The organism is Zhongshania borealis, from assembly GCF_039539625.1.
Lineage (GTDB): Bacteria > Pseudomonadota > Gammaproteobacteria > Pseudomonadales > Spongiibacteraceae > Spongiibacter > Spongiibacter borealis.
Map to the genome: position 1 here is coordinate 48,721 of NZ_BAABDM010000013.1, position 16,237 is coordinate 64,957.

16 protein-coding genes are annotated in these 16,237 nt (G+C 48.8%); 10 read left to right on the forward strand and 6 right to left on the reverse strand.

The genetic code is table 11. The features are described 5' to 3' along the window. Positions 1–126: 126 nt before the first annotated feature. Both ABD836_RS18670 and glnA read right to left on the reverse strand, forming a co-directional pair. Entirely contained in the window at positions 127–633 is a 507-nt protein-coding gene (locus ABD836_RS18670) for a DUF4124 domain-containing protein (RefSeq protein WP_344938910.1), read from the reverse strand. A gap of 149 nt (positions 634–782) precedes the next feature. Then, positions 783–2,189: a glutamate--ammonia ligase gene (gene glnA / locus ABD836_RS18675; protein WP_344938911.1), complete on the reverse strand. Its 1,407-nt coding sequence runs from the start codon at positions 2,187–2,189 to the stop codon at positions 783–785. Between the two features lie 325 nt (positions 2,190–2,514). Here glnA and thiI point away from each other — a divergent pair, with 325 nt between their 5' ends. After that, the gene (thiI, locus tag ABD836_RS18680) at positions 2,515–3,969 is read left to right on the forward strand and encodes a tRNA uracil 4-sulfurtransferase ThiI (protein ID WP_344938914.1); all 1,455 of its coding nucleotides are present in this window, start codon (positions 2,515–2,517) and stop codon (positions 3,967–3,969) included. A 35-nt stretch (positions 3,970–4,004) separates the two neighbouring features. On the opposite strand, the gene ABD836_RS18685 is transcribed toward thiI, so the two are convergent. Both ABD836_RS18685 and ABD836_RS18690 read right to left on the reverse strand, forming a co-directional pair. Further along, a complete protein-coding gene (locus ABD836_RS18685) occupies positions 4,005–4,457 on the reverse strand; it encodes a DcrB/PsbP domain-containing protein (protein WP_344938917.1) in 453 nt (150 codons plus the stop codon). Positions 4,458–4,471: 14 nt separating this feature from the next. Then, on the reverse strand, positions 4,472–5,785 hold the full coding sequence (locus tag ABD836_RS18690) for a sodium-dependent transporter (protein ID WP_344938921.1): 1,314 nt from the start codon (positions 5,783–5,785) through the stop codon (positions 4,472–4,474). 201 nt (positions 5,786–5,986) lie between these two features. Between ABD836_RS18690 and typA the strand changes: the two genes are divergently transcribed. From typA to ABD836_RS18710, 4 genes are all read left to right on the forward strand, one after another. After that, positions 5,987–7,795: a translational GTPase TypA gene (gene typA, locus ABD836_RS18695; protein WP_344938924.1), complete on the forward strand. Its 1,809-nt coding sequence runs from the start codon at positions 5,987–5,989 to the stop codon at positions 7,793–7,795. A 113-nt stretch (positions 7,796–7,908) separates the two neighbouring features. Further along, the gene (pip, locus tag ABD836_RS18700; protein ID WP_344938927.1) at positions 7,909–8,880 is read left to right on the forward strand and encodes a prolyl aminopeptidase; all 972 of its coding nucleotides are present in this window, start codon (positions 7,909–7,911) and stop codon (positions 8,878–8,880) included. 116 nt (positions 8,881–8,996) lie between these two features. Continuing rightward, entirely contained in the window at positions 8,997–9,434 is a 438-nt protein-coding gene (gene dtd, locus ABD836_RS18705) for a D-aminoacyl-tRNA deacylase (protein ID WP_344938930.1), read from the forward strand. 22 nt (positions 9,435–9,456) lie between these two features. Then, positions 9,457–10,095 carry a TetR/AcrR family transcriptional regulator gene (locus ABD836_RS18710; RefSeq protein ID WP_344938933.1) on the forward strand — a complete coding sequence of 213 codons (639 nt, stop codon included), beginning with the start codon at positions 9,457–9,459 and terminating at the stop codon, positions 10,093–10,095. Positions 10,096–10,113: 18 nt separating this feature from the next. Here ABD836_RS18710 and ABD836_RS18715 read toward each other — a convergent pair whose 3' ends face one another. Together ABD836_RS18715 and ABD836_RS18720 are read right to left on the reverse strand one after the other, a co-directional pair. Beyond that, the gene (locus ABD836_RS18715) at positions 10,114–10,356 is read right to left on the reverse strand and encodes a hypothetical protein (protein ID WP_344938936.1); all 243 of its coding nucleotides are present in this window, start codon (positions 10,354–10,356) and stop codon (positions 10,114–10,116) included. Positions 10,357–10,566: 210 nt separating this feature from the next. Further along, positions 10,567–10,767: a hypothetical protein gene (locus ABD836_RS18720; RefSeq protein WP_344938939.1), complete on the reverse strand. Its 201-nt coding sequence runs from the start codon at positions 10,765–10,767 to the stop codon at positions 10,567–10,569. A gap of 547 nt (positions 10,768–11,314) precedes the next feature. On the opposite strand from ABD836_RS18720, the gene ABD836_RS18725 reads away from it, so the two are divergent. From ABD836_RS18725 to ABD836_RS18745, 5 genes are all read left to right on the forward strand, one after another. Further along, positions 11,315–11,872 carry a DJ-1/PfpI family protein gene (locus ABD836_RS18725; RefSeq protein ID WP_344938942.1) on the forward strand — a complete coding sequence of 186 codons (558 nt, stop codon included), beginning with the start codon at positions 11,315–11,317 and terminating at the stop codon, positions 11,870–11,872. A 27-nt stretch (positions 11,873–11,899) separates the two neighbouring features. Further along, complete coding sequence (locus ABD836_RS18730; RefSeq protein ID WP_344938945.1) at positions 11,900–12,298, forward strand: ribbon-helix-helix domain-containing protein; 399 nt, start codon at positions 11,900–11,902, stop codon at positions 12,296–12,298. Positions 12,299–12,319: 21 nt separating this feature from the next. Beyond that, positions 12,320–14,017: a D-lactate dehydrogenase gene (gene dld, locus ABD836_RS18735; RefSeq protein ID WP_344938947.1), complete on the forward strand. Its 1,698-nt coding sequence runs from the start codon at positions 12,320–12,322 to the stop codon at positions 14,015–14,017. A gap of 357 nt (positions 14,018–14,374) precedes the next feature. Beyond that, positions 14,375–14,962: an outer membrane beta-barrel protein gene (locus ABD836_RS18740; protein ID WP_344938949.1), complete on the forward strand. Its 588-nt coding sequence runs from the start codon at positions 14,375–14,377 to the stop codon at positions 14,960–14,962. A gap of 277 nt (positions 14,963–15,239) precedes the next feature. Continuing rightward, the gene (locus ABD836_RS18745) at positions 15,240–16,040 is read left to right on the forward strand and encodes a helix-turn-helix domain-containing protein (protein ID WP_344938952.1); all 801 of its coding nucleotides are present in this window, start codon (positions 15,240–15,242) and stop codon (positions 16,038–16,040) included. Positions 16,041–16,237 lie beyond the last annotated feature (197 nt).

Here is a 16,237-nt window from a genome sequence, read left to right on the forward strand (position 1 = left end):
CGCGATGCCATCTAAGTCCCAATATAGTGCGATGTTAGCGCTTGCGGCCCGCAAGATTGTTGCACGACTTTGTGCTGATTATAGGGGTAAAGCCTTAAGTTGGTGCGCTTTTTTTTGCGATTTACGCTAATTGCCGGGTTGGTAGACCATGATGTCCACGGAATCTTTACTGATGGCCTTGCCCGTTTGGTCGATAAGGCTTGCGTGGATGCGGTGTGGCCCGCGACTAAGTAGGGGGATAGTGTATTGCGTGCTGCTCGAGTTGGACAGTTTCTGGCCGTTGAGTTCAATGACGATTCGCTGTGAGGGGGCAAGCTTTTCTCGGGTTGTGACGCGAATCGTGGTGGGTATTCGTCCGTTGGGAATGATATCGCCGTTGGCGGGGCTTTGAATTGATATTTGGTTGCTCATATTCACGGTGACAGATGGCTTTTTGCGATGCGCGGTATCGCTGACTTCGGTTGGGGGCGCGGTGTTGATCGGGGGGAGTTCAACGGGGGTGCTGTTTTTTGGCGGCGTGTCAGAAAATACAGTATTGCCATACTGGTCGGTAGACCGATAAATTTCGGTGGCAAAGCTCATCGTGGTGAGCAGCGCTAAGCTTACTATGAACAGAATTAGGCAGCGAACCATACAGCACCTCGGCATTTAATAGCCCATGATGTGGCGAAGTTCGGTCTAGTGCAAGCCTTGGTGTTAGTGTGTGCAACGACGGCGGTATTGTTGAGCAGCTAGGCATAAAAAAGCCCGCATTGCGCGGGCTTTTTTATGCAAAAGGCCGTTTAAACGCTGTAGTACATGTCGAACTCAACTGGGTGAGTTGTCATGGCTAGGCGCTCAACTTCTTGTGCTTTGAGGGCAATATAGGCGTCGATAGTATCGTCGTCAAATACGCCGCCAGCAGTCAAGAATGCGCGGTCTGCATCAAGTGCTTGCAACGCTTGGTCAAGGCTAGAGGCAACAGTTGGGATTGCCGCTGCTTCCTCAGCCGGTAGGTCGTATAGATCTTTGTCTGCAGCATCGCCGGGGTGGATCTTGTTTTGAATGCCGTCTAAGCCAGCCATCAACATAACCGCGAAAGCGAGGTATGGGTTAGCTGAAGGATCTGGGAAGCGAACTTCAACACGACGAGCTTTAGGGTTTGGTACGAATGGTATGCGGATTGACGCAGAGCGGTTGCGTGCCGAATAAGCCAGCATAACCGGTGCTTCAAAACCTGGAACCAGACGCTTATACGAGTTAGTAGAGGCGTTGGTGAAGGCGTTGATTGCACGGGCGTGCTTAATAATGCCGCCAATATAGAACAGTGCAGTTTCAGACAGGCCACCGTAGACATCGCCGGCAAATAGGTTTGTACCGTCTTTGCTCAGTGACATGTGAACGTGCATGCCGCTGCCGTTATCGCCAACAATCGGCTTAGGCATAAAGGTTGCTGTTTTGCCGTAGGCGTGGGCAACATTGTGTACGCAGTACTTGAGAACCTGTACTTCGTCCGCTTTTTTAACGCAGGTGTTAGGACCAACACCGATTTCGCACTGACCAGCAGTACCCACTTCGTGGTGGTGAACTTCGATTGTAAGGCCCATGTCGCTCATGGCATTACACATCGCACCACGCAGGTCGTGCAGGCTATCGACTGGCGGTACTGGGAAGTAGCCGCCTTTGACGCCTGGACGGTGGCCCGTGTTGCCTTCTTCGAAATTGTCGCCTGATTTCCACGCAGCTTCGTCAGAGGCGATCGCATAGCTGGCGCCTTCCATTGAGACTTTCCACTTAACGTCGTCGAACACGAAGAATTCTGGCTCGGGGCCAAATAGTGCGTTGTCGGCAATGCCGGTAGCGCGCATATAGTCTTCAGCGCGCTGGGCGATGGAGCGTGGGTCACGGTTATAACCCTGCATGGTAGATGGCTCTACAATGTTGCAGCGGATGATAATGGTGGATTCTTCGGTAAAGGGATCTAGGATCGATGCGGTGTCATCAGGCATCAAAATCATGTCTGATTCATTAATGCCTTTCCAGCCAGCAATGGATGAACCGTCAAACATTTTGCCGTCTTCAAAAAAGCCTTCATCGATGTCGGTTGCCGGGATGGTGACGTGCTGCTCTTTACCCTTGGTATCGGTAAAGCGCATATCAGCCCATTTCACGTCATTTTCGGCGATTAACTGCAGAGTGTTCTCTGACATTATGTTCGTCCTCCAGATAGAGAAAGTAAGTTTGAATTCGGCATCGCCGAAGGGTTATGAATTATATTCGCTATGCATTGTGCAGCATAGTAGCGCAATCTGCGAACTGAAAACGCTAAAAACATGCAGGATTCGTGCTGAGCAATGGGATTATATTTTAAGGCGCTCGTACCATTTTGCTTAAACCTTGTGCACGATTCAGAATAAAGCGCACCACAATGAATCCTTGCTCGAAATAATGACCTTAATTGGTGCGATTTGCTGGGCTGCCCCCGAAGAGGTGTAGCAGGTATAATGGCGGGCCCCCATCTTTGCGATTGTATAAATGAAATTCCTCGTTAAATTATTTCCAGAAATCATCATCAAGAGCAAGCCTGTTCGTAAGAAATTCACCAAGCAGCTGCGGGATAATTTACGCAAGCTCCTCCTGCCTTTGGATCCGAACCTCGAAATTATCCGCGACTGGGATCGAATCACCATCGAGACCGCGAGTGAAGATCCTGAAATTTTGGCTGGTTTTGTGGCGGTGCTTAGCAATACGCCTGGTATATCGCATTTTGTTGAGGTGCTCGAATACCCTCTGGTGGATGTACACGATATTTATGAGAAAACCCGGCTCGCAATCGGTAATAGTCTGCGCGGTAAAAGTTTTGTGGTGCGTTGTAAGCGGGTGGGTAAACACGACTTTAATTCTAGCGAAATCGAACGCTATGTGGGTGGCGGTTTAAATCAGTACGCAGAGTCTGCGGGCGTAGATCTGCATAACCCTGATGTCACCGTGCGCATTGAGGTTCGTCAAGATGTGGTTTATATCGTAAATCGGCGTATTGAAGGCTTGGGGGGGTTTCCCTTGGGTACGATCGATGCGGCGGTATCGTTGATCTCTGGGGGCTTTGATTCCACCGTATCCAGTTATTTAACAATGAAGCGCGGTATGCGCACGCATTTTTGCTTTTTTAATCTTGGCGGTCGGGAGCATGAGGTTGGCGTAAAAGAAGTCGCTTTGTATTTGTGGCTAAAATACGGTGCCTCCCATCGGGTGAAATTTGTCAGTGTACCCTTTGAAGATGTGGTTGGTGAGATTTTGAAGAACGTTGAAAACTCGCAGATGGGGGTAATCCTTAAGCGCATGATGTTGCGCGCTGCATCTGAGGTGGCGGCTCAGCTAGAGGTGGCGGCCTTGGTTACTGGCGAGGCGGTTGCGCAAGTTTCCAGTCAGACTTTGCAGAACCTTTCCGTCATCGATCAGGTCACGGACACCTTAGTGTTGCGTCCGCTTATTTGTGCCGACAAATTGGACATCATTAACATCGCAGCCAAAATTGGCACGGAGGCTTTTGCTGCCAATATGCCGGAATACTGCGGCGTCATTTCCGTTAAGCCAACGACGCGTGCCAAGCCAGAAAAAATTGCCGCTCAAGAGGCAAATTTCGACTTTTCGGTGCTGGAGCGCGCTATCGCATCGGCCAACTACATCAACATCGACGCGTTAGCCGATGAAGATTTGACGGTTGCGGCGGTGGAATCCCTGCCTATTCCCTTGCCGGATGCTGTTATTGTTGATGTTCGTCATCCAGATGAAGTTGATCGTAAGCCCTTAAGAATGATCAGTAGCGAAATTCAAACGATTCCATTTTATGAGTTGCACAGCCGGTTTGCCCAACTCGATCAGTCGCGCACTTATATGTTGTACTGCGATAAGGGTGTGATGAGTCGCCTCCATGCGTCTCATTTGGTGGAGCAAGGTTTTGAAAATGTGAAAGTCTATCGGCCTTCGTAGTTAGTCGTCACTATTCGCCTAGGCCCGGCTGCCCGCTATTCCTTTGGCGCTTGGTCGGGCGTGCCAAGATTGAAGTTGTAGAGTTTAAATCGTTCATTTTCGAGTGTTAACGTCGCGGTCATGACCGCGCTTCCGTGTTCAAAGTGCACATTGCTGCTATAGCTAAGCTTTGGTGGGTTGCTCACCATTGATAGTGCGCCGCTCAAGCGCGAAAACCGCAACTCGTCCATTCTTTGAAATTGCCCGAGATGGGCGTAGTCCTCACAAAGTTTACTCAGTTGCTCGTCACTCACTTGGGATAGAGTTTCGCGAGAGAGCTGGCCTTTTAAGTCCGCAGTCTGCCAGCTAGAGATATCAGCTAGGGCGACGTTTAAATAGCGGCCGGCGTTGTCGCTGTAGTGGTCTTCTATTTGGCCGCTGTAATAATAGAGGCCGCCAAACAAGGCTAAGCTGGCAAGAATGAAGATTTTTAGTAGGGGGTTTTGCACAGTTTAGATCCTATTTAGATGAGTTTAAGGCTGTTTAAAAAGACCAGCAGAATACCCGCTGGTGCTATATACCGCAGCGCAATGCGCCACGCTTTAAAAATAAGTCCGCGGCCCATGCTAACCTCGGCGGCGGTGGTGTCAGCTGGTAATACCCAGCCGACGAATAAGGCAATGAACAGACCGCCAATGGGCAGCATAATATTGGCGGTGATGTAGTCTAAAGCATCAAATACGGCACCGTAATGAATGCATGCTAGGCCGCCAAGCCAGGCAATGCCCGCCAGTCCGAAAGTCGATAGCGTGCGCTTTACGCCGTATTTTTCAAGCCAAGCCACACCGGGCTCAATCAATGAAATCGACGAGCTGAGTGCGGCGATACTGACCAAGCTAAAAAAGATGGTGCCAAAAAATAGGCCGCCATTCATATTGGCAAAGGCGATAGGTAGGGTGACAAACATCAGGCCGGGGCCTTGGCCGGGGGTGAGGCCGTTGGCGAAGACCAGCGGGAACATCGCCATACCAGCAACCAAGGCAATAACAGTGTCGAGGGCGCCGATGGCGAGTACGGTTTTGCCAATCGACGTTTTGCCTGGGAAGTAAGCGCCGTAGGCCATGATGGCGCCCATGCCTAAACTTAGGGTAAAAAAGGCGTGGCCCATGGCGACCAAGATGGCTTCGCCGGTTAATTTGCTAAAGTCGGTGTCGAACATAAAGTGCAAGCCAGCGCTAAAATCGCCGTTCACCCAACTGTAGCCGAGTAGTAGCAGCAAGAAGCCGAATAGAATCGGCATGAGTATCTCTACTGCTTTACCTATACCTTTTGCGACGCCACCGGCAACGACGCTTGCGGTGATTAGGGTGAATAGGCTGTGCCAAATAGTTTGCTGGTTGTTGTTGCTTAGTAGGCTGCTAAAATTGCTTTCTATTTCATCAGTGGAGGCGGCGCTGTAGGTTCCCATCACGCTCTGTGCAACATACTCCAGTGCCCAGCCGGCGACGACGCTGTAGAACATCATGATCATTAGGCCGGCAATAATGCCGACGGCGCCCACTGCACCCCAATAAGACGATTTGTCGGCCTCGCGGCCGAGCTTGGCCATGCTGTGCACGGGATCGCTGCGGCCAGCGCGGCCGACCATTATTTCGGCAATCATGACCGGAACACCAATCAGTAATATGCAGCTAAGGTAGACCAGTACAAACGCGCCGCCACCGTATTCGCCGGTGATATAGGGGAATTTCCAAATATTGCCCAAGCCTACCGCTGAGCCGGTTGCGGCCAAAATAAAAGTCCAGCGGCTTTTCCAAGTCACATTTGCTGTGGTCATGGCGGTCCTATTCTCAGAGAAGTGGGCAATTGATGCGTAGAATGATTGTAGCGGGTATCTGGTGGATGCCCAAGACGTTGATTTTGTTCTTTTAATCGTAATTAGTAGATTTTGCCAAGAAGATATGTCACTTCCTGCTGCTAAGACGAGCGGGCTTGTTGTATAATGCGCGGCCATTTTATCCAACAACGAAGCCCCTCCATGATTGATACGCTGCGCAATATCGCCATTATCGCCCACGTTGACCACGGTAAAACCACGCTAGTGGATAAACTGTTGAGTCAATCGGGAACCCTTGATCGCCGTAACCAAGATTCCGAGCGAATCATGGACTCCAACGACCAGGAGAAAGAACGCGGTATTACCATTCTTGCTAAAAATACTGCAATTGAGTGGAACGGCTACCGTATCAATATCGTTGATACACCAGGCCACGCTGACTTCGGTGGTGAAGTTGAGCGCGTATTGTCGATGGTCGACAGTGTATTGCTACTGGTCGACGCCGTTGATGGTCCTATGCCTCAAACGCGCTTTGTAACCCAAAAAGCGTTTGAGCAAGGCTTGAACCCGATTGTGGTTGTAAACAAAGTTGACCGTCCAGGTGCCCGTCCTGATTGGGTAGTTGACCAAGTATTTGATTTGTTTGACCGTCTTGGTGCTACCGATGAGCAGTTAGACTTCCCGATTATGTTTGCTTCAGCCATTAATGGTGTTGCAGGTTTGGATTTTAATGATCTGGCCGAAGACATGACGCCCTTGTTCCAAATGATCGTCGACAAAGTGCCAACTCCTGAAGTTGATGCTGATGGTCCGCTGCAAATGCAAATCTCCGCGCTTGATTACAATAGCTATGTTGGTGTAATCGGTGTTGGCCGTATTACTCGCGGCACCATGAAGGCCAATGATCAGCTGGTTGTGGTTGGCGCTGACGGCAAAACTCGTAAGTGTAAATTGTTAACCGTTATGGGCTATTACGGCCTAGAACGGGTTGAAGTGCCTGAAGGTAAGGCCGGTGAAATTGTTTGTGTCACCGGTATTGAAGGCCTGAATATCTCCGATACCTTGTGCGCGCCGGGCCACCCAGAGGCATTGCCGCCATTGAGTGTTGATGAGCCAACGGTCAGCATGACCTTTCAGGTAAATGATTCACCGTTTGCTGGCAAAGAAGGTAAGTTTGTTACCTCGCGCAATATCCGCGATCGCTTGGATCAAGAGCTTATCCACAACGTGGCACTGCGTGTTGAGCCGGGCGAGACGCCTGATAAATTCAAAGTATCTGGCCGCGGTGAGCTTCACTTGTCAGTACTGATCGAAACCATGCGTCGAGAAGGTTTTGAAATGGGTGTTTCCCGCCCTGAAGTTGTACAGAAGATTGTTGACGGTGTGGTGCAAGAACCGTTTGAACATGTTGTTATCGACGTTGAAGAGCAGCACCAAGGTTCGGTGATGGAAGAGCTCGGCCTGCGTAAAGCGGAAATGAGCAATATGGAGCCTGACGGCAAAGGTCGCGTAAAACTTGAGTTTCTCGCGCCTGCGCGTGGCTTGATCGGTTTCCGTGGCCAATTCCTGACCATGACTTCTGGTAGCGGTATCATGACCACTGTGTTCGATCACTACGGCGAAGTGAAGGGCGGCGAATTAGCTGGCCGTCAGAACGGTGTAATGGTGTCCATGGTTGGTGGTAAAACCCTAAGCTATGGTTTGTTTAACCTGCAAGATCGCGGTCGCTTGTTTATGGGTCACGCAGCGGAAGTGTATGAAGGCCAGATTATTGGGCTTCACAACCGCGCTAACGATCTAGTGGTTAACCCCACCCGTGCCAAACAGCTGACTAATGTTCGCGCCTCCGGTACTGATGAAGCGTTAACCCTGTCGCCGCACATTAAGCACACCTTGGAGCAGGCACTGGAGTTCGTTGAAGATGATGAGCTAGTGGAAGTAACGCCCAAAAGCATTCGTCTGCGTAAAAAGCTACTGAAAGAAAATGAGCGTAAACGCGCTCCTAAGTAAGTTGCTAAGTTAGTCCTCTGGCGGCCTGTTCAAGGCCGCCAGTTTTCCCCTAAGCGTTAAGTCGCGGTCTGCGCTACACTGATCCAGTGCATTAATTGGATATGGTTGACGCTATGCTCGCATTATTCCCAGATATAAAGCCCTTTAAAACCCATCAGTTGCCGGTTCAGGCACCGCATATTCTATACGTCGAAGAGTCTGGTAATCCTGAGGGAATTCCCGTGGTCTTTGTTCACGGTGGTCCCGGTGCGGGCTGCAGTCCCAAGGCGCGGAGCTTTTTTGACCCCGAGCGTTATCGCATTATTTTGTTCGATCAACGTGGCTGCGGTCACTCTGAGCCGCATGCCTGTTTGCAAGACAATACCACCGAGGCATTGGTTGCCGACATGGAGGCTATTCGCGAGCACCTCGCGATTGATAAGTGGGTGGTGTTTGGCGGGTCATGGGGCTCTACTCTTGGTCTTGTCTATGCTCAAACTCACCCAGCGAGGGTGGCGGCGATGATCTTGAGAGGAATATTCCTGTGTCGGCCGACGGAGTTGGATTGGTTTTACAGCGAAGGCGGTGCCAGCAGGATTTTTCCCGATTATTGGCGAGACTTTAGCGAGGCGCTTTGCCGGCAGAGCGGCGAGAGTTGGATTGAGGCTTATCATCGAGTACTGCACGGTGAAAATGAACTGGCGCGGATGTCTGCCGCCAAAGCGTGGTCCTTATGGGAGGCACGATGCTCGACGCTGCGCCCTAATCACGATGTTGAAGATCACCTCTTAAATGCCCATACGGCGGTGTCGATGTCCCATATTGAATCCCACTATTTCATTAATCAGGGGTTTTTGAAGGAAAATCAGATATTGGCCGCTATGCCATCAGTCGCGTCGATACCGGGTATTATTGTTCAGGGCCGCTACGATATGATTTGCCCCCTAGAGAGTGCGGTTCAATTGCATGCGCTTTGGCCAAATGCGGAGTTGCATATAATTCGTGACGCCGGGCATTCGGCCTTTGAACCGAGTATTGCTGACGCCTTAGTGAAAGCCAGTAATGATGTGGCCGACTTGCTAAGCGGCGGTGAATTAAGCTATTAGAAGGCCGCCGCGTGCTGAAATGGTTTGAAAGTCAGGCTCATATTTTTGCGCAGACGGCGATTAGAAAATCGAATATATAAGCGATTTAGTTACCCAAAATTTAAGTATGGATCTCAATGAAAGCATTATTGCAGCGGGTTAAATCTGCTCGCGTGGACGTGGGTGGTGAGTGTGTTGGCGAAATTGGGCAAGGTCTTTTGGTTTTTTTAGGTTTAGAAAAGCACGACGACAACGTTGCTGTAAGTAAAATGATGAGTCGATTACTTCAGTATCGCGTGTTTTCCGATACAGACGGAAAGATGAATAAATCGGTGGTCGATGTCGAGGGTGGCGTGCTGCTGGTTTCGCAATTTACTCTGGCAGCGGATACTAAAAAAGGCCGCAGGCCTGGGTTCTCATTAGCAGCAGAACCCGAGGTAGCTGAAGCGCTCTATGAATACGCCTTGGCAGAATTGACGCAATTATATGGTAAAGTAGCGTGCGGTAAGTTTGGCGCAGATATGCAAGTCAGCTTGGTGAATGACGGGCCGGTTACCTTTATGCTCGAAATATAATTGCTTTTTTAAGAGGCGCAGTGTGAAAAGGAAAGTCGGCAGCCCTGCCGCAATAACAGAGGTAAAGCCGCGAGCAAAACGGATGTCGCCCGAGGCGCGTCAAGAGCAAATCTTGAAAGCGGGTATTTCGGCTTTTGCGGAGCGTGGTTTGGCCAATGCGACTCATGCAGATATTGCAGAGCGTATCGGCGTTTCTATTCCCACTGTATTCCATTATTTTCCCAATACCGAAAGCCTGCAGCAGGCCGTGTTGCAGAAGATTCATCGCTATTTTGTCGATGAAATGATTACTGTCCATCTTAAAACCGAAGGGCCTGCGTATGACCGAATTGAGAGTCTGCTTTTAAGCTTTCAAGAACAAATTGACCAGAATAGTGAGTACGTTACGATCTGGCTTGAGTGGTCGGGCTTTACTCGCGGGCGTGTTTGGCAGTTCTATTTGGCGTTTTATAAAGAAGCCACTGCTGGCTTGCGTAAAATGCTCTTGCAGGGACAGGTAGATCGCTCGGTGTCGTCCAAGATAAATGCCAGCGATGCGTCACGAATTATAATGGGCATGGCTCACACCATTACACATATGCGATTTTCCGGTAGCGCGAAGCGAACCGTCCAAGGTACTGTGCATTCTTTAGCGATGAGCTACTTGGCGCCAAATAACTAAGTGTTAATCAAGGCGAGGTTAATCCCGGAATTCGATGTCTTTTTGCATATTGATGCGGCCGTCGCTCTCTAAAACCCCAAGCTTTCTGCCCTCGGGATTGACGACAACAACAACGGGATCTTGGAATAGGGGGCGCCGTATTAGCTGAAGCTGCCAGCCAAAACTCTCTAATTGTTGGAGGGCCGCGCGTTGTGCAGGATTGAGAAATTTGTCCACATTTTCAGGTATCAGATCGTCGCCTTTTCGCTGGTCTCTATCCATCTATATGTCCTTGATTTGCAATTCAGCGCATAGCGCACCCTAAGCTTAATCTGATTCTAGTGGATATCCGCGACTTTACCACATCAGTAGAGCCGGTAGGCTTAGGCCGGGTTGCGCGGATGCATTGCAATACTGCTAAACGTCGGTGGTAGGGGGGCGCATAGGCTCGGCGGTCAGTCGTTTCCCGATAGAAAAGTTATTTGCGAGTACCTAGCTATCAGTGTGTCTATTGACCTTGAGCGCGGAATACCATTTTCCCGAGATAAGGAATTTAGGGAAGGTATATAGTTGCTCTAAGAATATTCGGATAACAGCATTTTTGGCGCTGGTAAATGGCTCGGCAGGCAGCGCCTCCTTCTTGTGGCCAAAACCCTGAATACCCATTGCCGCTACCATTACGCCAATAGACATAAGTGATAGCAGTGCATTGAAGCTAATGATCGATACCAAAAGCGAGAGAGTGCCGAAAATGAATGCCGGTACCGCAAAGACGTGGATCTATAAATTAATACGTGACCGATGATATTTATCGTAACCTTCCCACTGCCGATCTAAAATTTCTTTTGCATTCATTCTGTTTCCAAAAAATCTAGCATCATAAAAATCACTTTAGTCGAACTTCATTAAAAATTTAATATTTGTTTGAATCTTTTTTCCAAGTACTACTTTATGAAGGCCGGATTTTATTCGCGTTCTCATTTGTTGATCCAAAGCGCGCTTTGATAAAAATTAATAGCCCTTTTTTCTGTGGGAATTAACGGCTTGATGCTGTCTTATATGTTGCTATGTGGTGCGAGTTTGGGCGTATTCAACAGAAAAATAGTATGTAGTATTCCCTTCTTACCCAGTCCCCCCTCATTTTCGATTTACTGGGCGTCCTTGCATGGCCTTACTCAGCGCAAATCTAATTCTCCTAGGCCTATGCTTTTATGCTCTATTATTATAAGAGGATCTAATAATGGCTAAAGTTCTGATGATTACCGGTGATTTTGTTGAAGATTATGAAAACATGGTGCCGTTTCAGGCCTTGTTGGCGATGGGACACGACGTTGATGCGGTTTGCCCTGGCAAAAAGTCTGGGGAGTCTATCGCTACCTCTATTCATGACTTTGAAGGTTTTCAAACCTATACAGAGAAGCGTGGCCATAACTTTGAACTTAACGCGTCTTTCGCTGACATTATTGCTGAGGAATACGATGCCTTGTACTTGCCCGGTGGCCGCGCCCCAGAGTATTTGCGTTTAAACGCAAAGGTAATTGAAATTATTCAATACTTTGCGACAGCAGATAAGCCGATAGCGTCAGTCTGTCATGGCCCGCAATTACTGAGTGCTGCCGGTGTACTTGAGGGTAAAAAAGTGTCGGCGTACCCCGCGTGTCAGCCAGAAATCACGATGTGCGGTGCCGAGTATGTGGAGTTGCCTATGGATAGCGCAATTACTGACGGCAAACTGGTAACGGCACCGGCTTGGCCAGCTCACCCCGCTATGCTTAAGCAGTTTGTGGCGCTACTATAAGTTTTTCAGCGCAGAGGGAGGCTTGCTATGTGTCAACTTTTTGTTAATGCCGATAGCCAGTTGTGGTCGTATCGTACCAAATCACTTCGGATCGATGGAGTTGTCACTTCAATTCGACTGGAGGAATTTTTTTGGGATGTATTAGAGGAGTTGTCATTTCGCGATCAGATGACGGTAAATCAGATGATCACCAAGCTATATCTCGAATCCCTTGATGCTGATCATGATATTAGTAATTTCACGTCATTTTTAAGGGTGTGTTGTTCGCGCTATTTGTCGCTGGTTGCCGACGGCGATCTTACGCGCGAACATCTGTTGCCGTTGGGCGGGGTCAATTCCCAGAAAATCATGGAGCAGGAGCGACTGCGAAATAGTCAGCGTAAAGCGCTTTTTAGTGTACCCGCTGGTAAACGTACCGTTAACTAGCCAGACAAGATTAGATAGACGATGCCGTGTCAGACATTAATTCCACGTTTTAAAAAAATAGTTGGTTCGCGTCATGTGTTGACTAGTGAACGGCGAACCTCGCCATATCGTAAAGGCTTTCGGGAGGGTGAGGGGCCTGCACTTGCTGTTGTAAAACCTGCTACGCTCTGGCAGCAGTGGCAATTGCTGGAGCTGTGTACAAAAGCGCAAGTTAACGTGGTGATGCAGGCGGCTAATACGGGTTTAACTGGCGGTTCTACGCCGACCCAAGGTTGTGATCGCGATACCGTAATCATCAATACTACCCGGATTCGTGATATTCATGTTTTGGTCGAGCAGGAGCAGATAGTCGCGCTGCCGGGGGCGAGTTTGTTTTCCTTAGAGAAGGCGCTCTCACCCTATGGACGTGTGCCGCATTCGGTTATTGGCTCATCGTGTATTGGTGCCTCCATCGTTGGCGGTATCTGCAATAACTCGGGGGGTGCGCTGGTAGAGCGCGGTCCAGCCTACACAGAGTTAGCCCTGTACGCACGAGTAAATAGCGACGGCAGTCTATGTTTGATTAATGAACTTGATATTGACCTTGGCGATACACCCGAAGAAATTCTTAACAATCTCCAGTACAAACGCTATTCGCTCTCGGATATAAAAACCACCGGCAGATTGGCTTCTGATCGTGACTATGCCGACTGGGTTCGCAAGACCGGCGATGATACGCCTGCGCGTTTTAACGCTGACCCAAGGCGCCTGCATCAGGCTAGTGGTTGTGCTGGCAAGCTTGCCGTTTTTGCGGTGCGCTTGGATACCTTTGTAAAAAATGAAGAAGAGCACACTTTTTACTTGGGGAGCAACTCCAGTTACGCCATGCATTTGTTGCGCAAGAACTTGCTTGAGAAAACGTCGTGTTTGCCGGTTTATGCTGAATACTTGCACCGCGATATTTTTGAACTGGCAGATGATTATGGTCGCGACACTGTATTGCTTATTAAAAATCTAGGCACAAATTACTTGCCGCTATTCTTTAATATTAAACGTCAGCTCGATTCGATTTTCCGAAAGATACCGTTCTTAAGGAAGGGCTTTGTCGATAGTGTGGTGTATAGGTTGGCTAGCCTGTTTCCTAGCCAAACACCTGAAAGACTCCAGCAGTGGAATCGGAAATACGAACATCAACTTATTCTAACCGTGAAAGGTCAGTTCAAAGCCGAAGCGGAGTTACTGCTTAATGATATAAAAAAGCAGCATGATCTTGATTATTTTTCCTGTAGTGAAGAAGAGTCGAAGTCTGCATATTTATTGCGATTTGCGGCGGCAGGCGCGGCGGTGCAATATGCCGCGATTAATCATCAAGAGGTCGAGTCTATTGTTGCATTGGATATTGCCTTGAGGCGCAATGACGTCGATTGGTTTGAAGCGCTGCCAGAGCACCTTAATACCCTGTTGGTGAATAAACTCTATTATGGCCACTTCTTATGCCATGTTTTTCACCAAGATTATTTGCTGCGCAAGGGCGAAGATGCCGCCGCAATTAAAAAGGCGCTGTTGTTGCTTTTGGAAGAACGTGGTGCCGAATACCCCGCTGAGCACAATGTTGGTCATCATTATCATGCCAAACCAGTGCTAGCGGCGAACTATCAAAAATTAGATCCGAGTAATTCGCTCAATGCGGGTATTGGCGGGATGTCGAAAAAATTACATTATGGTGAGCTTGGCGAGTAATAGACTGGCGCTTACAACTCTATTCTATCGGCTTTTGGCCTAGCCGCCGTTTCTCCGTTTGGTTTATCGCAGTGCGTGGTCGTGCCGCCGGCCTGCCCTTCAATTCTAGTCATTCATGACATTAGTTGATTTTTTCGCGGTGGTAGGTTTTTCGACGAACCGGCCAAGTATTCAGTTTGAACTAATGCGCTGATGTCTAAGCTACCTTACTGTGAATGGACAAAAAATCTTCGTGCGCAGACAGCTTAGAACACGCTTAGTTTCGCGAGTGTGCATAGTGCACAAGTCACCGCTATCGAGGAACTGTTTTCAATTGCCCAGTCTAAATCTGCATCAATCCAACGGAGAGACATTGCGATGAATATATCTAAAAAGCAGATTTTAGGAATTGGTTTAATGGCAGCGATTGCCTCTGTACAGGCGAATGCTAAGGACTTTAGTTACACCTATGTAGAGGGCGGCTTTGCCGACGTCGATATCGATAATAACGACGCTGATTATATCTATGGTGGTGGATCGCTGGCGCTGGATCGGAATATTTTTATCCGCGGTTCATTGGGAAACCTCGATGTTGATAGAGTTAGTGAGTTCGACACAGTAAGCATTGGTGTTGGCCATCCAATGAAAATGTCGGAGCGCAGCGATCTTGTGTTGGCAATGGACTATAGCTTTGCCGAGGCTGACCGAGGTAATGCGGATATCGATACCTTAACAGGCAGTGCAATGACGCGGACTTGGCTGACCAATAATGTGGAAGGTAATTTAATGGGCGGTTTGGCTTATCAGGACGCTGATTATGGCGGCTCTGATACTGGCGCTATTGTGGGTGCAGGTATTCGGGTATACGTCGTGCCGCAGTTTTCGGTTGGCGCAAACATCAGCAGAAGCTTTATCGGTGACTTAGATACCGACGAAATTGGCCTGAATGCGCGCCTGCAATTTTAACCGGACGTTTATGTAGTAAAAAGGGCGCTATATGCGCCCTTTTTTAATGAAGCCTAGCTATTGAGGGGGGTAAGGGTGATAGTCCCGCTATCGTCTTTATAACTAATCTACGCAGTGAGTGTTGTTATAAGAAGTCTTTCTAACCTTTCAGGTAGTATTTGTTTTTGAGTGCAGAGTAATTCGATTCATTCCCTCAGATAATTGATACAGTCGAGGGCACATATGAATCGGAATTGGTCGTGGCTACGTACATAGGGAATGTTTTTTTGGTGCAACCTTGCGGCAATGCCGTAAGCAACGTAATTATTCGCAGCAATTTGTCGCGTCTTCGGCAGGCATATCAAGTCGTCATCTCAGCTTTGTCGAGTGCAATAAAACCGGTGTAAGTCGTAAAACCTTGATCCGTATATTCGAGGTGCTGGCTTTACAGCCGAGCCAGGAAGATATTCTATTGCAATTGGCGGGTTTCTCGTCGCAGCGCTCGGCTTCCAATAAATTGGAATTTAATGAAACAGTGCCCTGGGCTATTGGCCAAGTTCTTGATGTGTATAGCCCGTACCCCGCGTATTTACTGGACCAATACCTTAATGTTCTGGCGATGAATAAAGTGTCCAAATTGTATTTGGACCACATTAATATCAGCTTGCGCAATTTTAATGGCGTGCCTAATCTACTGCTGTCGTCGGTTGATCAGGCTAGTTTAAGGCCCTATTTGCGAAATTGGGAGGAAGTGGTGCGAAGCTTGATTTGGCGTCTCCGTCATCATGCGCGACGATCACCGGACCCTGAGCCATTTGATGCGTTGGAGCGAGAGGCCGCAAGCCATGCCAATGTTCGTGAAGTTTTACGGCTTGATCCTAATGAACGCGTGTTGCATGGAATTGATAATGTGGTGGTGGGGCGCGGAAGCGCTAGTGTTGAATTTACCCATATCACCAGTAGCTTACACGGCACGCTTGAAAACGGTCACTCACCAAAATTCTTTGTGGAGTCTTTTTTGCCAGCAAATGAGCATTCGGCACTGTTATTTGAACAATATATTGCCCGCTTCCCCGGCTTTCTTTCGGGCAACGTATAGTAACGTCTCGACCTTATTTTTCTTTCATTGCGCCTACTCTATTAGGCGAAGGTATTTGCTTTAGCAGTTGCGCCGTAAACCCTCGCCCCTATTAGGGCGGGGATATAAGGCGTCCAGGCGCTAGCCTGGTGGGGTTTCTTGTTGCTCGATGTACTGCCGAAGCACTTCTATAGGCGCTCCACCGGCAGAGCAGGCAA

What these genes read in the sequence shown, in the direction of transcription:
- ABD836_RS18670 (WP_344938910.1), bottom strand. Translation starts at nt 633, where the DNA reads ATGGTTCGCTGCCTAATTCTGTTCATAGTAAGCTTAGCGCTGCTCACC.
- glnA (WP_344938911.1), bottom strand. Translation starts at nt 2,189, where the DNA reads ATGTCAGAGAACACTCTGCAGTTAATCGCCGAAAATGACGTGAAATGG.
- thiI (WP_344938914.1), top strand. Translation starts at nt 2,515, where the DNA reads ATGAAATTCCTCGTTAAATTATTTCCAGAAATCATCATCAAGAGCAAG.
- ABD836_RS18690 (WP_344938921.1), bottom strand. Translation starts at nt 5,785, where the DNA reads ATGACCACAGCAAATGTGACTTGGAAAAGCCGCTGGACTTTTATTTTG.
- typA (WP_344938924.1), top strand. Translation starts at nt 5,987, where the DNA reads ATGATTGATACGCTGCGCAATATCGCCATTATCGCCCACGTTGACCAC.
- pip (WP_344938927.1), top strand. Translation starts at nt 7,909, where the DNA reads ATGCTCGCATTATTCCCAGATATAAAGCCCTTTAAAACCCATCAGTTG.
- dtd (WP_344938930.1), top strand. Translation starts at nt 8,997, where the DNA reads ATGAAAGCATTATTGCAGCGGGTTAAATCTGCTCGCGTGGACGTGGGT.
- ABD836_RS18715 (WP_344938936.1), bottom strand. Translation starts at nt 10,356, where the DNA reads ATGGATAGAGACCAGCGAAAAGGCGACGATCTGATACCTGAAAATGTG.
- ABD836_RS18720 (WP_344938939.1), bottom strand. Translation starts at nt 10,767, where the DNA reads ATGTCTATTGGCGTAATGGTAGCGGCAATGGGTATTCAGGGTTTTGGC.
- ABD836_RS18725 (WP_344938942.1), top strand. Translation starts at nt 11,315, where the DNA reads ATGGCTAAAGTTCTGATGATTACCGGTGATTTTGTTGAAGATTATGAA.
- ABD836_RS18730 (WP_344938945.1), top strand. Translation starts at nt 11,900, where the DNA reads ATGTGTCAACTTTTTGTTAATGCCGATAGCCAGTTGTGGTCGTATCGT.
- dld (WP_344938947.1), top strand. Translation starts at nt 12,320, where the DNA reads ATGCCGTGTCAGACATTAATTCCACGTTTTAAAAAAATAGTTGGTTCG.
- ABD836_RS18740 (WP_344938949.1), top strand. Translation starts at nt 14,375, where the DNA reads ATGAATATATCTAAAAAGCAGATTTTAGGAATTGGTTTAATGGCAGCG.